The sequence below is a fragment of the Nocardioides oceani genome, from assembly GCF_030412965.1.
Lineage (GTDB): Bacteria > Actinomycetota > Actinomycetes > Propionibacteriales > Nocardioidaceae > Nocardioides > Nocardioides oceani.
The window spans coordinates 1-13,629 of record NZ_JAUHJQ010000002.1 but is presented as its reverse complement, the minus strand read 5'-3'; the positions used below and the strand labels follow the sequence as shown (position 1 = coordinate 13,629).

At 74.6% G+C, this 13,629-nt stretch carries 12 protein-coding genes; all 12 read left to right on the top strand.

Translation table 11 applies throughout. The features are described 5' to 3' along the window. The first annotated feature begins 1 nt into the window (after position 1). Positions 2-910, top strand: a complete 909-nt coding sequence (gene pucL, locus QWY28_RS05545) for a factor-independent urate hydroxylase (protein ID WP_300951323.1) — start codon at positions 2-4, stop codon at positions 908-910. After that, positions 907-2,277 (top strand): allantoinase AllB, encoded by a 1,371-nt coding sequence (allB, locus tag QWY28_RS05540; RefSeq protein ID WP_300951322.1) that lies wholly within the window; start codon positions 907-909, stop codon positions 2,275-2,277. Before pucL ends, allB begins: the two co-directional genes overlap by 4 nt. Beyond that, entirely contained in the window at positions 2,274-3,485 is a 1,212-nt protein-coding gene (locus QWY28_RS05535; RefSeq protein ID WP_300951321.1) for a pyridoxal-phosphate-dependent aminotransferase family protein, read from the top strand. Before allB ends, QWY28_RS05535 begins: the two co-directional genes overlap by 4 nt. Further along, positions 3,482-4,750, top strand: coding sequence for an allantoate amidohydrolase (locus QWY28_RS05530; RefSeq protein WP_300951320.1), 1,269 nt, complete (start codon positions 3,482-3,484; stop codon positions 4,748-4,750). Before QWY28_RS05535 ends, QWY28_RS05530 begins: the two co-directional genes overlap by 4 nt. Then, positions 4,747-5,556: a MurR/RpiR family transcriptional regulator gene (locus QWY28_RS05525; RefSeq protein ID WP_300951319.1), complete on the top strand. Its 810-nt coding sequence runs from the start codon at positions 4,747-4,749 to the stop codon at positions 5,554-5,556. The genes QWY28_RS05530 and QWY28_RS05525 overlap by 4 nt, the downstream gene beginning before the upstream one ends. Continuing rightward, entirely contained in the window at positions 5,556-6,323 is a 768-nt protein-coding gene (locus QWY28_RS05520) for an FAD binding domain-containing protein (protein ID WP_300951318.1), read from the top strand. Before QWY28_RS05525 ends, QWY28_RS05520 begins: the two co-directional genes overlap by 1 nt. Beyond that, a complete protein-coding gene (locus QWY28_RS05515; protein WP_300951317.1) occupies positions 6,320-8,998 on the top strand; it encodes a molybdopterin-dependent oxidoreductase in 2,679 nt (892 codons plus the stop codon). The genes QWY28_RS05520 and QWY28_RS05515 overlap by 4 nt, the downstream gene beginning before the upstream one ends. Further along, a complete protein-coding gene (locus QWY28_RS05510; protein ID WP_300951316.1) occupies positions 8,995-9,462 on the top strand; it encodes a nucleoside deaminase in 468 nt (155 codons plus the stop codon). Before QWY28_RS05515 ends, QWY28_RS05510 begins: the two co-directional genes overlap by 4 nt. Positions 9,463-9,633: 171 nt before the next feature. After that, positions 9,634-10,701: an ABC transporter substrate-binding protein gene (locus tag QWY28_RS05505; RefSeq protein WP_300951315.1), complete on the top strand. Its 1,068-nt coding sequence runs from the start codon at positions 9,634-9,636 to the stop codon at positions 10,699-10,701. Between the two features lie 52 nt (positions 10,702-10,753). Continuing rightward, on the top strand, positions 10,754-11,572 hold the full coding sequence (locus tag QWY28_RS05500; protein ID WP_300951314.1) for an ABC transporter ATP-binding protein: 819 nt from the start codon (positions 10,754-10,756) through the stop codon (positions 11,570-11,572). Further along, positions 11,572-12,354, top strand: a complete 783-nt coding sequence (locus QWY28_RS05495; RefSeq protein WP_300951313.1) for an ABC transporter permease — start codon at positions 11,572-11,574, stop codon at positions 12,352-12,354. The genes QWY28_RS05500 and QWY28_RS05495 overlap by 1 nt, the downstream gene beginning before the upstream one ends. Continuing rightward, on the top strand, positions 12,351-13,193 hold the full coding sequence (locus QWY28_RS05490) for an ABC transporter permease (protein WP_300951312.1): 843 nt from the start codon (positions 12,351-12,353) through the stop codon (positions 13,191-13,193). Before QWY28_RS05495 ends, QWY28_RS05490 begins: the two co-directional genes overlap by 4 nt. The last annotated feature ends 436 nt before the right edge of the window (positions 13,194-13,629 follow it).

The window sequence follows — 13,629 nt, the reverse complement described above, 5'->3', positions numbered from 1 at the left end:
GGTGGCAGCGGGAGACGTCGTCCTCGGCGAGAACCAGTACGGCAAGGCGGAGTGCCGCCTGGTCCGGATCGACCGCGAGGTCGCGCGGCACCGGATCACCGACCTCACGGTGACCAGCCAGCTGCGCGGTGACTTCGAGGCCTGCCACACCGACGGCGACAACAGCCAGGTCGTGGCCACCGACACCCAGAAGAACACGCTCTACGCCTTCGCCCGCGACGGCGTCGGCGCGCCCGAGGAGCTCCTGCTCCGGCTCGCCGAGCACTTCACGACCGGCTTCCCGTGGGTCGTCGGCGGCCGGTGGGAGGCGCAGCAGCACTCCTGGGACCGGGTCGAGGTCGACGGCGCGCCACACGACCACTCCTTCGTCCGCACCGGCCGCGAGACCCGGACCGCGCTGGTCCAGCGCGACGGCGACGAGGTGTTCGTGCTGGCCGGCCTGCGCGACCTCACCGTCCTGAAGTCGACCGGCTCGGAGTTCCACGGCTTCCCCCGCGACCGCTACACGACCCTGCCGGAGACCGACGACCGGATCCTCGCCACCGACGTGACCGCCTGGTGGCGCTACGCGGAGCTGCCGGACGGTCCCGGCGGGTTCGACGCGACGTACGCCGCCGTGCGCGACCTCCTGCTCGCCACCTTCGCCGAGGTGCACTCGCTCGCGCTGCAGCAGACGATCTTCGCGATGGGCAAGGCCGTGCTCGACGCCTTCCCGGGCATCGCCGAGGTGCGGCTGTCGTGCCCGAACAACCACCACTTCCTGGTCGACCTCGAGCCGTTCGGGCTCGACAACCCGGGCGAGGTCTTCTTCGCCGCCGACCGGCCCTACGGGCTGATCCAGGCGACCGTGCAGCGCGAGGGCGAGGCCCGCAAGCCGCGCGCCTGGGCGACCGTGGCGGGGTTCGCGTGAGCCGCGCGGCCGGCACTGCGCCGACGAGCGCGTACGCCGCCGTGCGGGCGCGCCAGGTGCTCGTCGACGGCGCGCTCCGGCCGGCCACGGTGACGATCGCGGACGGGCGGGTCAGCGGCGTGGAGCCGGTGGACCACCCGGTCGTCGGCCCCGTGCTGGACGTGCCCGCCGCGGCGTACCTCCTGCCGGGCGTCGTCGACACCCACGTCCACGTCAACGAGCCGGGCCGCACGCACTGGGAGGGCTTCGCCACCGCGACCCGCGCGGCCCACGCCGGCGGCGTCACGACCCTCGTCGACATGCCGCTCAACTCGGTGCCGCCGACCACGACGCTTGCCGGGCTGCGCGCGAAGCAGGCGGCCGCGGCCGGCCAGCTCGCCGTCGACGTCGCGTTCTGGGGCGGCGCGGTGCCGGGCAACGTCGCCGACCTCGAGCCGCTCCACGAGGCGGGCGTCCTGGGCTTCAAGTGCTTCCTGTCGCCCTCCGGCGTGGACGAGTTCCCGCCCCTCGACGCCGCCGGCTTCGAGGAGGCGCTCGCCGAGGTCGCCCGGCTGGGCAGCCTGATGGTCGTCCACGCCGAGGACCCCGAGGTCCTCGACGCGGCGCCGCACCCGCCGAGCCGCGCCTACGCCGACTTCCTGCTCTCCCGGCCCGACGAGGCCGAGACCAGGGCCGTACGTCGCGTGCTCGACGGCGCGCGGGCGACCGGCGCGCGCGTGCACGTGCTGCACCTCTCCAGCGCCCGGGCGGTCGACCTGCTGGCCGACGCCCGCGCCGAGGGCGTGCCGGTCACGGTCGAGACCTGCCCGCACTACCTGTGCCTGGAGGCGGACGCGATCCCGGACGCGGCGCCCGAGTTCAAGTGCTGCCCGCCGATCCGGGACCGTGCGAACCGCGAGCAGCTGTGGCAGGCGCTCGTCGACGGCGTGGTCGACGTCGTCGTCTCCGACCACTCCCCCGCGACGGCGGAGGAGAAGTCGCGGGGCGGCGGTGACCTCCAGCAGGCGTGGGGCGGCGTGGCCGGGCTGGAGGTCGGGTTCACCGCCGTGGCCGCCGAGGCCGCCGCTCGCGGCATCGGGGTCGAGCGGGTCGCCCGGTGGATGGCGACCGGCACCGCCGACCTCGTCGGCCTCCACCACAAGGGCCGGATCGCGCCGGGTGCCGATGCCGACCTGGTCGTCCTCGACCCGACCGCCACCACCGAGGTCCGCGCCGCCGCGCTGGCCCACCGCAACCCGATCAGCGCCTACGACGGGATGGCCCTGGCCGGGCGCGTCACCCGCACGCTCGTGCGCGGCGTGGCCGACGCCGACCCCACGCACGGCCGCATGCTGACCCGGGTCGACGCCCCGGCGGTGACCGCATGAGCGCGCCGGTCAACCCGCCCCCGCGGCTGCTGATGGGCCCCGGTCCGATCAACGCCGACCCGCGGGTGCTGCGGGCGATGTCCGCCCAGCTGGTCGGGCAGTACGACCCCGCCATGACGGCGTACATGACCGAGACCATGGCGCTCTACCGCGAGGTCTTCCGCACCGCCAACGAGCAGACCTTCCTCGTCGACGGCACCTCCCGCGCCGGCATCGAGGCGGCGCTGGTCAGCCTCCTGGAGCCCGGCGACCGGGTGCTGGTGCCGGTGTTCGGCCGCTTCGGCCACCTGCTGGTCGAGATCGCCGAGCGCTGCGGCGCCGAGGTGCACACCGTCGACGTGCCGTGGGGCGAGGTCGTCGAGCCCGAGCAGGTCGAGGCCGCCGTCGCGGCCGTGCGCCCGAAGGTGGTCGCGGTGGTCCAGGGCGACACCTCGACCACGATGTGCCAGCCGCTGGCGGACCTCGGCGAGATCTGCCGGCGCCACGACGCGCTGCTCTACTGCGACGCGACCGCCAGCCTCGGCGGCAACCCGTTCGAGGCCGACGCCTGGGGCCTCGACGTGGCCACCGCGGGCCTGCAGAAGTGCCTGGGCGGACCGTCGGGCAGCGCGCCGATCACGATCTCCGACCGCGCGGTGGCCCTCATCGAGGGCCGCAAGCACGTCGAGGCCGGCATCCGCGAGGAGCAGGACGCCGCCCGCGGCACGCGCATCGCCAGCAACTACCTCGACCTCGCGCAGGTCATGGACTACTGGGGCCCGCGCCGGCTCAACCACCACACCGAGGCGACGACCATGCTGTACGGCGCCCGCGAGTGCGCCCGCCTGCTCGTCGAGGAGGGCCTCGAGGCGGCCGTCGCCCGCCACGCGCTGCACGGCCGGGCGATGCTCGAGGGGGTCCGCGGGCTCGGGCTCACCGTCTTCGGGGACGTCGCGCACAAGATGCACAACGTCGTCGCGGTCGAGATCCCCGACGGCGTCGACGGCGACGCGACCCGCGGGGCGCTGCTGGAGGACTTCGGCATCGAGATCGGCACCTCCTTCGGTCCGCTCCACGGGCGGGTGTGGCGGATCGGCACCATGGGCCACAACGCCCGCCGGGACGCCGTCCTCACCACCCTCGCCGCCCTCGAGCAGGTGCTGCGGGCGGCCGGGGCGCCGGTCACCGCCGGCGGCGGCGTCGGCGCGGCCCGCGAGGTCTACGCATGAGCGCCCCGCACGCGCGCGCCGACGACGCGGCGACCGCGCTGGCCCGTTGCGACGCGCTGGCCGCGCTGAGCAGCCGGCCGGACGCGGTCGAGCGGGTGCACCTGACACCCGAGCACGCCCGCGCCAACACCCTGGTCGCCGGCTGGATGGAGCAGGCCGGGCTGCGCCCGTGGCAGGACGCCGCCGGCAACCAGTGCGGCCGCCGGGAGGGCGTCACCCCCGGCCTGCCGGCGCTGCTGCTCGGCTCCCACCTGGACACCGTCCCGGACGCCGGGAGGTACGACGGCCCGCTCGGCGTGGTCATGGCGCTCGCGGTGGCCGAGCGGTTGCGCGGTCGCGAGCTGCCGTTCGCCCTCGAGGTGGTCGGCTTCGGCGACGAGGAGGGCGCCCGGTTCGGTGCCGCGCTGCTCGGCAGCCGCGCGCTCGCCGGCACCTGGGACGAGGCCTGGTGGTCGCTCGTCGACCGCGACGGCACCACCCTGCGGGAGGCGTTCGAGGCCTTCGGGCTGGACCCGGACCGGGTCGGCGAGGCCGCGCGACGGCCCGAGGAGCTGGTCGGCTACCTCGAGGCGCACATCGAGCAGGGGCCGCACCTGGAGGCGGCCGACGCCTCGCTGGGCTACGTCACGACGATCGCCGGCGCCCGGCGGTTCGTGCTGAGCGTCCACGGCGAGGCGAGGCACGCCGGCGGGACGCCGTACTCCCGGCGGCGCGACGCGCTCGTCGGCGCGAGCGAGGTCGTGTCGGCCGTCGAGCGGCTGGCCCGGGCGACCGGCGACCACGGCTGCATCGCGACCGTCGGCCGGATCGAGGTGACGCCGGGCGCGGTCAACGTGGTGCCCGGCCGGGCGGACCTGACCCTGGACCTGCGGGCCGCGACCGACACCGAGCGGGACGCGATGTGGGAGACGATGCGCACCGAGGCCGAGACGCTGTGCGCGGCACGCGGGCTGCGGCTGGAGGTCGTCGAGACGCACTCCGCCCCGGCCGCCCCGTGCGCGCCGTGGCTCCAGCAGGCGGTGGTCGACGGGATCGCGACCACCGGCGACACCGACCCGATGGGGCTGTGGAGCCGTGCCGGGCACGACGCCATGGCGGTGGCGGCGGTCGCCGACATCGCGATGCTGTTCCTCCGCTGCGCCGACGGGATCAGCCACCACCCCGACGAGGACGTCCGCGAGGTCGACGTGGCCCGCGGGATCGACGCCCTCGAGCAGGCCGTGCTCGCGGTGGCCGCGGCCGTCACCGAGCGGGGTGCGGCGTGAGGATCGACGAGCGGATCGCGCGGCACCACGGGGAGCTGTCGCCGCAGGAGCGCAAGGCGGCGGCCACGCTGCTGGAGCACCTCGACGACCTGGCGACGTACCGCGCCGCCGAGCTCGCCGTCCTCGCCGGGGTCTCCAAGGCCACGATGAGCCGGCTCTTCCGCAGCCTGGGCTTCGCCGACTTCGACGAGGTCCGCGAGCACCTGCGCGCGCTGCGGACCGCCGGCGAGCCGCGCCGGGTCGACGGCAGCCCCGACCTCGCCGTCCACGCCACCGCGGAGGGCGACGCCATCGCCCGCGCGGTCCAGCAGCCGGCCCTGCTCGACGCCGCCCGGGTCCTCGGCGCGGCCGGGCGGCTGCTCGTCGTCGGCTGGCGCAACAGCCACCCCGTCGCCCTGCACCTGCGCCAGCAGCTGGTGCAGGCCCGCTCCTCGGTGACGCTCGCGCCGCTGCCCGGCCAGGTCATGGGCGAGGAGCTCGCCGACCTCGGCCCGGGCGACGCGGTCGTGGTGCTGGGCTTCCGCCGCCGCCCACGCGGGTTCGCGGAGTTCCTCGAGGCGGCGTGCGCGACCGGTGCGACCGTCGTGCTCGTCGCCGACCCGACCGCGCTGCCGCACGCCGGCCGCGTCGACCTCTGGGTCGAGTGCCCCGTGCAGAGCGGCCTGGCCTTCGACAGCTACGCCGCGGCGATGAGCGTCGTGAGCGTGCTGGCCGACGCGGTGCTCTCCCAGCGCGGCCGGCCCGCCCGCGAGCGGGTCGGCTCGATCAGCCGGACCTACGACGTGCTGGGCGAGGTGGAGGGCTGATGGACCTGAACACCGTCACCTCCTTCCGCCGCCCGACCGCCCGGGAGGACCTGCGGCTTGGCGCCGGCGAGACGCTGCTCGCCGGGGGCACCTGGCTGTTCTCCGAGCCGCAGCCCGGCACCACCGGCCTGGTCGACCTCACCACCCTGGGCTGGCCGGCCGTCGAGCTGCTCGAGGACGGCACGCTGCGGATCGGCGCCACCTGCACGGTCGCCGAGCTCGTCGGCTCGCCGCTGGTCGACCCGCTCGCGCCGCTGGTGCGCTCGGCGGCCGACGCGCTGCTCATGTCGTTCAAGATCCAGCACGCGGCGACCGTCGGCGGCAACATCGCGCTCGCGCTGCCGGCCGGGGCGATGACCTCGCTCACCGCCGGGCTGGGCGGCGTCGCGGTCGTGTGGACCCCCGACGGGGGCGAGCGGCGCGAGCCCGTGGCCGAGCTGGTCCGCGGCGTCGGCACCACCTCGCTGGCCGCCGGGGAGGTCCTGCGGGCCGTCGACGTACCTCCCGCCGCCCTGGCCGTCCGCACCGCCTTCCGCCGGATGTCGCTCACGCCGCACGGACGCTCCGCATCCGTCGTCGTGGGGGCCGGCGACCGCATCACCGTCACCGCCGCCACCACCCGGCCCGTCGTGCTCGACGCGGGCCGACTCGAGGAGGGACTCGCCGCCGTGGACTGCTGGTACGACGACCCGCACGGCGCCCCCGACTGGCGCGCCGCGGTCACCGCCACCCTCGCCCGCGAGGTCGTCCGGGAGCTGGGCGCATGATCGTCGACGGCAGGCCGGTCACCGGCGAGCCCCGCCCGGGCCAGTGCCTGCGGACCTGGCTGCGCGAGCAGGGCACCACCGCGGTCAAGAAGGGCTGCGACGCGGGCGACTGCGGCGCCTGCTCGGTGCTGGTCGACGGCCAGCCGGTCCACTCCTGCGTGCACCCGGCGGTCCGCGCGGTCGGGCACGAGGTCACCACCGCCGCGGGGCTCGGCACGCCCGAGGCGCCCTCACCGGTGCAGCAGCGCTTCCTCGACGCGCAGGGCTTCCAGTGCGGCTTCTGCACCGCGGGGTACGTCGTCACCGCCACCGCGCTCGCGGAGGAGGACGGCACCGTCCAGCGCGACGGGCTCGCGCAGGCGTTCAAGGGCAACCTGTGCCGCTGCACCGGCTACCGCTCGATCCGCGACGCGCTCGCCGGCAAGACCAACGTCGCCGCGACCGGCGCCTTCGGCTGCTCGACCGCGGCCCCCGCCGGCCGGCGGCTCGTGACCGGCCGCGAGCACTTCACCCTCGACCTCCCGACCGAGGGCGTGCTGCACGCCAAGCTGCTCGCCAGCCCGCACCCGCACGCCCGGATCACCCGCATCGACACCTCCCGGGCCGAGGCGCTGCCGGGGGTCCACCTCGTGCTGACCCACCGCGACGCGCCCGACGTCCTCTACTCCACGGGACGCCACGACAGCCGCCTCGACGACCCCGACGACACCCGGCTGCTCGACGACGTCGTGCGCTTCCGGGGGCAGCGGGTCGCCGTCGTCGTGGCCGACTCCGTCGCGGTCGCCGAGCAGGCGCTCGGCCTCCTCGAGGTGGAGTACGCCGTGCTGCCGGCCGTCCTCGACCCGGAGGAGGCGCGGCGGCCGGGGGCGCCGCTCGTGCACGGGGAGAAGTCCCCCACCGCCTCCCGGATCGCCGACCCCTCGCGCAACGTGGTCGCCCAGACCCACGGCGAGGTCGGCGACGTGGCGGCCGGCCTGGCCGCCGCTGCGCACCGCGTCTCCGGCACCTGGCGCACCAGCCGCGTCACCCACGCCGCGATGGAGACCCACGGCGCGCGGGGCTGGCTCGACGAGGACGGCCGGCTGGTCGTCCGCAGCGCCACCCAGGTGCCGTTCCTCGTGCGCGACGAGCTCGCCCACGTCCTCGACCTGGACCCCGATCGCGTCCGCGTGGTGACCGGCCGGGTCGGCGGAGGCTTCGGCGGCAAGCAGGAGATGCTCGTCGAGGACGTCGTCGCGCTCGCCGTGCTGCGCACCGGGCGCCCCGTGCAGCTGGAGCTGACCCGCGAGGAGCAGTTCACGATGGCGCCGGGGCGGCACCCGATGCGGGTCGAGGTCGAGCTGGGCGCCGACGCCGAGGGCGTGCTCACCGCGATCCGGCTCGACGTCCTCAGCGACACCGGCGCCTACGGCAACCACGGCCCGGGCGTCATGTTCCACGCCTGCCACGAGTCGGTCGCGCTCTACCGCTGCGCCAACAAGCGCGTCGACGCCGAGGCGGTCTACACCCACAACGTTCCGGCTGGCGCGTTCCGCGGGTACGGCCTCGGGCAGGTCCTCCTCGGCATCGAGTCCGCCCTCGACGAGCTCGCCCGTGAGGTCGGCATCAGCGCGACCGAGATCCGGCGGCGCAACGTCGTGCGGCCCGGCGACGAGTTCGTGGTCAACGGCCCGCCCGACACCGACCTGGTCTTCGGCAGCTACGGCCTCGACCAGTGCCTCGACCTCGTCGAGGACGCGCTCGCCCGCGGCGACGGCGACCCGGCGCCGCCCGGGTGGCTGGTCGGCGAGGGGATGGCCCCGGCGATGATCGCGACCATCCCGCCCCGCGGCCACCACGCCGAGGCCACGGTCACCCGCGAGCCGGACGGCACGGTCACCGTCGGCGTCGGCACGGCGGAGTTCGGCAACGGCACCGCCACCGTCCACGTCCAGCTGGTGGCCGAGGAGCTCGGGATCGACCCGGCCCTCGTGCGGGTCCGCGGCGGCGACACCGACGCGGCGACGTACGACACCGGGGCGTTCGGGTCCACCGGCTCGGTCGTCGCCGGCGGCGCGGTCGTCGCGGCCGCGCGCGACCTGCGGGCACAGCTCGACGCCGGCGCCGGCACGGACGGGGGGCCGGTCGTCGGCCGCGGCGAGCACCACGGCTCCCCGCGCTCGGTGGCCTTCAACGTCCACGGCGTCCGCGTCGCGATCGACCCCGCCACCGGCGAGCTGCGCATCCTCCGCTCGGTGCACGCGCTCGACGCCGGCGTCGTGATCAACCCCGAGCAGCTGCGGGGGCAGGTCGACGGCGGTGTCGCCCAGGGCATCGGCAGCGCGCTGCTCGAGGACGTGCGGATCGCCGGAGACGGCGAGGTCACCACGCGGACCTTCCGCGGCTACCGCGTCCCGCAGATGGGCGACGTCCCCACCACCGAGGTCCTCTTCGCCGACACCCACGACACCCTCGGCCCGCACGGTGCGAAGTCGATGAGCGAGGCGCCGTACAACCCCGTCGCCCCCGCCCTCGCCAACGCCGTCCGCGACGCCCTCGGCGTCCGCCCGCACGAGCTGCCGATGACCCGCGACCGGCTCTGGCGGCTGGCGCGCAACGCCCGTTCCAGCACCCCGCCCAGCACCCCGCCCGCCACCCCGCCCGCCACCCCGCCCGCCACCCAGGAGGAACCATGACCGACCAGACCTGGCTCGATCGCGCCGTCGACCTCGCCGTCGAGAACGTCGCGGCCGGCGGCGGACCCTTCGGGGCGCTGGTCGTCCGCGAGGGGGTCGTCGTCGCCGAGGGCACCAACCGGGTCACCCCTGACCTGGACCCGACCGCCCACGCCGAGGTCGTCGCGATCCGGCGGGCGTGCGCGCAGCTGCGGGACTTCTCCCTCGCCGGCTGCACGCTCTTCACCTCCTGCGAGCCCTGCCCGCTGTGCGTCTCGGCCTCGCTGTGGGCGCGCCTGGACCGGGTGGTGTACGCCGCCGACCGCGACGACGCCGCGCGCGGCGGCTTCGACGACCGGGCGTTCTACGACCTGATGGGCGCCGACCGGGCCACGTGGCCGATGGCGGTGGCCGCCGTGCCGGTGGAGCACCGGTTCGCGCCGTTCGAGGCGTGGCTCGGCCACGACGACCGCACCCACTACTGACCCGGCCGCCACACCCGACCCCAGGACCGGGGTGAAACGAACGTTTTAACCGGCCGGAAACCTCGGGCGCCGAGCCGCGAAATCCGCCGTACCTACGGTCCTGCTCGACCCAGATGCCGTGCCGGGACGGCAGCCACCCGCACCTCGCCCGACCAGATACGGAGCACCTCCATGACCTCACGCTCGCGCGCCACCCGCGCCGGGGCCCTCCTGGCCGCCGCCGTCCTCTCCCTCGCCGCCTGCGGCTCCGACGACGGCGACTCCGAGCCCACCTCGGGCGGCAGCGAGGCCGGCGGCGACCTCGGCGCCCTGACCCTGCAGCTGTCGTGGATCAAGAACGCCGAGTTCGCGGGCGAGTTCTTCGCCGACGCCCAGGGCTACTACGAGGACGCCGGCTTCACCTCGGTGACCATGGACCCCGGCCCGGGCGCGATCGAGACCCTCGTCGCCACCGAGGACGCCGACTTCGGGCTCAGCAACGCCGTCTCCGCCGCCCAGGTGATCGCGGAGGAGGACGCCCCGCTGAAGATCGTGGGCACCAAGTTCCAGAAGAACCCGTTCACGATCCTCTCGCTCAAGGACGGCGGAGACATCGCGACGCCGCAGGACCTGGTCGGCAAGAAGATCGGCGTGCAGGCCGGCGGCAACGAGACCCTCTTCGACGCCCTGCTCGAGGTCAACGGGATCGACCCGGCGGACGTCGAGAAGGTCCCCGTGGAGTACGACCCCGCCCCGCTCATCGACGGGGAGGTGGACGGGTTCCTCGCCTACATCACCAACGAGTCGATCACGGTGCAGGCGCAGGGCATCGAGGTCACCAACCTGCCCTTCGCCGACAACGGCCTGCCCTTCGTCGCGGAGTCGGTCATCACCACCGAGCGGATGATCGAGGAGGAGCCGGAGAAGGTGAAGGCCTTCCTCGAGGCCGAGATCCGCGGCTGGCAGGACGCCCTGGCCGACCCCGACGAGGGCGCCCGGATGGCCGTCGAGGAGTACGGCAAGGACCTCAAGCTCGACATGGACAAGGAGCTCGAGCAGTCCGAGGTCCAGGCCGGGCTGATCGTCACCCCCGACGTCGAGGCCAACGGGCTGTTCACCATCACCGACGAGCTCATCGAGCAGAACCTCGCCACCCTCGAGGCCGCCGGCATCGAGATCGAGGCCGAGGAGCTCTTCGACCTCTCGCTGCTCACCGAGCTGCTCGAGGAGAAGCCCGAGCTCACCGAGCTCCCCTCCTGACCGCCGCCGCCCGTCGCTGCTGCGCCGCTCCCAGCCACCTGAGAGGCACCACATGTCCGACGTCACGCTGACGTCGACGGACACCGGTGCCGGTGGGGCCACGGCCTCCACCGGCACCGGTGTGCGCATCGACCACCTCACCAAGACCTTCAAGGTCGGCCGCCGCTCGGTCACCGCCCTGGAGGACGCCACCTTGTGGACCGACAAGGGCAGCTTCCTGTCCCTGCTCGGCCCGTCCGGCTGTGGCAAGTCCACGATCCTGCGGATCCTCGCCGGCCTCGAGCAGCCCACGTCCGGCACGGCCCTCGTCGAGGGCCGCACGCCGCTGGAGCTGCGCCGCGACCACGAACTCGGCATCGCCTTCCAGGACGCCGCGCTCCTGCCCTGGCGCTCGGTCGTCTCCAACATCCGCCTCCCCTTCCAGGTCTCGGGGCAGAAGCCGGACGAGGCGCTGGTCGCCGAGCTGATCCGGCTCGTCGGTCTCGAGGGCTTCGAGAAGGCCAAGCCGGCCCAGCTCTCCGGCGGCATGCGGCAGCGGGTCTCCATCGCCCGCTCGCTGGTCGTCAAGCCGTCGGTGCTGCTGCTCGACGAGCCGTTCGGCGCACTCGACGACATGACCCGCCAGCGGCTGAACGTCGAGCTGCTGCGCATCTGGACCGAGAAGCCCGCGACGACACTGATGGTCACCCACGGCATCTCCGAGGCCATCTTCCTCTCCGACAAGGTGGCGGTGATGAGCGCGCGGCCCGGCCGGGTCAAGGAGGTCATCGACGTAGATCTGCCGCGGCCCCGCACGCCGGACCTCATGCGCACGCCGGAGTTCCACGCGCTCCACGACCGCGCCTCCGAGCTGCTCTTCGGGGAGGAGTGATGGCGACCGGGTCGCTGCGCTCCCTCGGCACGAGCACCCTCGGGATCCTCGCCCTCGTGGCGCTGTGGTGGGTCGCCGCGCTCACCGTGCTGTCCGGCGTACGCATCCCCACGCCGGACGGCGTCGTCTCCACCGCCGTCGACGACGGCTGGGCGTTCTACTCACTGCACTTCGGGATGACGCTGCAGGAGGCCGCGGTCGGCTTCGCGTACGGCACCGTCGCCGGCCTCGTCGTCGCCTCGCTCGTGCTGCTCGTGCCGATCGCGGAGCCGGTGCTGATGCAGGTGGCAGTCATCAGCTACTGCGTGCCGCTCGTCGCGATCGCACCCGTGCTCTTCATCGTCATCGGCAACCCCGACGAGGGGCAGCGCTCCGGCACGGCCACCGCCCTCGCCGCACTGTCGGTGTTCTTCACGACCGTCGTCGGCACGGTCCTGGGGCTGCGGTCCGCGGACCGCACCAGCCTCGACGTCGTCGCGGTGTACGGCGGTGGGCCGTTGCGCCGGCTCGTCACGGTGCAGCTGGTGGCGGCGCTGCCGTCGGTGCTCGCGGCCCTGCGGATCGGCGCGCCGGCGGCGTTCCTCGGCGCGATCCTCGGGGAGTACGTCGGCGGGGTCCAGCGCGGCGTCGCGCTCGTCCTCAAGATCGCCCAGCAGAACGTCGACGTCGAGCAGGCCTGGGCCGTCGGCATCGGCTGCGCGCTCGTGGCGGGCGGCTGCTACGCGGTCATCGGGCTCGTCGGCCGGCTGGTCACGCCGTGGTCGCAGGGGGCCGCGTCGTGAGCGCGCTGCTGCCCGGCGACCTCGGGACCACCCCCGGACGCACCGGGTCGTTCCTCCGCTCGGTGGTCCGCCAGGTCGCGACCATGGCGTTCGTCCTCGTCGTGGTGGTGCTGCTGTGGATCGCCGCCCTGCGGGTCTGGGACGTCTCGACGTACGTCGGCAAGACCCCTTCGGAGGTGTGGACGAGCCTGTTCGGCGAGGACGACTCCGCGGAGCTGCGCTCGGAGATCTGGACGCTGCTCCTGCAGACCCTCACCGACGCCGGGATCGGCTTCGCCGCGGGCATGCTCACCGCCGTCGTGCTCGCGGCGCTGATCGTGCGGTACCGGATGCTCGAGGGCGCGGTCATGCCGGTCGCACTCGTCCTGCAGACCGTCCCGCTGATCGCGCTGGCGCCGATCCTCATCCTCATGGTCGGTCGCGGCTACGCGATCGTCGCGATCATGAGCGCGATCGTCGTGCTCTTCCCGGCGCTCGTGAACATCGTCGTCGGGCTCCGCTCGGTCACCCCGCAGATGCGTGACCTGGTGCTCGTCTACGGCGGCTCCCCCTCGACGGTGCTGGTCCGGGTCGGCTTCCCCTCCGCGCTCCCCGCGCTGTTCGCCTCGGTCCGCATCGCCGTCCCCGGCGCGCTCACCGGCGCACTGCTCGCGGAGTGGCTCGCCACCGGCAAGGGCATCGGGTACGCCGTGGTCTCGGCCGCCAGCCGCTCGCAGAACGCCCGGGTCTGGGCGCTCGTCGTCGTCGTCACCCTCACCGCCCTGCTCCTCTACCTGGTCGCCCAGCTCGTCGAGACCGCCGTCCTCAGCCGGTTCGGTCGCACCGCGACCACCGGCTGAGGGCGCCCGCCCGGGCGATGGGTACGCCGGGCCCGGACCGTCGGTCGAGCAGCGGACCTCGGCGAGCGTCGGCCGTTGGTCGAGCAGCGAGCCTTGGCGAGCGTCGTCGAGACCCGGTGAGGTGCGCAGGGCCTGACACGCTGGTCGAGCAGCGAGCCCTGGCGAGCGTCGTCGAGACCCGGTGAGGTGCGCAGGGCCTTGCGGTGATCGTCCGGCCCTCGGAGGCGCCGTGCGAGGTGATTCGAAGGAAGGCGTGCTTGCGCGCCGCTGTGGTCGAGGTGCTTGGTCGCGGTCGCTGGTCGGGTTGCGGGCAGGCTGTGGTTCCCCCCGAATCGTGGAGGGCTTCTCTATGCGGCTTCCCGGTCGGGGGCCGCTGTGTCCTCGTAGTTGACCGGGCTCATCATGCCCGCCGAGCTGTGCCGGCGTTCGTGGTTGT

What these genes read in the sequence shown, in the direction of transcription:
- QWY28_RS05500 (WP_300951314.1), top strand. Translation starts at nt 10,754, where the DNA reads ATGTCCGACGTCACGCTGACGTCGACGGACACCGGTGCCGGTGGGGCC.
- QWY28_RS05495 (WP_300951313.1), top strand. Translation starts at nt 11,572, where the DNA reads ATGGCGACCGGGTCGCTGCGCTCCCTCGGCACGAGCACCCTCGGGATC.
- QWY28_RS05520 (WP_300951318.1), top strand. Translation starts at nt 5,556, where the DNA reads ATGGACCTGAACACCGTCACCTCCTTCCGCCGCCCGACCGCCCGGGAG.
- QWY28_RS05515 (WP_300951317.1), top strand. Translation starts at nt 6,320, where the DNA reads ATGATCGTCGACGGCAGGCCGGTCACCGGCGAGCCCCGCCCGGGCCAG.
- QWY28_RS05535 (WP_300951321.1), top strand. Translation starts at nt 2,274, where the DNA reads ATGAGCGCGCCGGTCAACCCGCCCCCGCGGCTGCTGATGGGCCCCGGT.
- QWY28_RS05530 (WP_300951320.1), top strand. Translation starts at nt 3,482, where the DNA reads ATGAGCGCCCCGCACGCGCGCGCCGACGACGCGGCGACCGCGCTGGCC.
- QWY28_RS05505 (WP_300951315.1), top strand. Translation starts at nt 9,634, where the DNA reads ATGACCTCACGCTCGCGCGCCACCCGCGCCGGGGCCCTCCTGGCCGCC.
- QWY28_RS05510 (WP_300951316.1), top strand. Translation starts at nt 8,995, where the DNA reads ATGACCGACCAGACCTGGCTCGATCGCGCCGTCGACCTCGCCGTCGAG.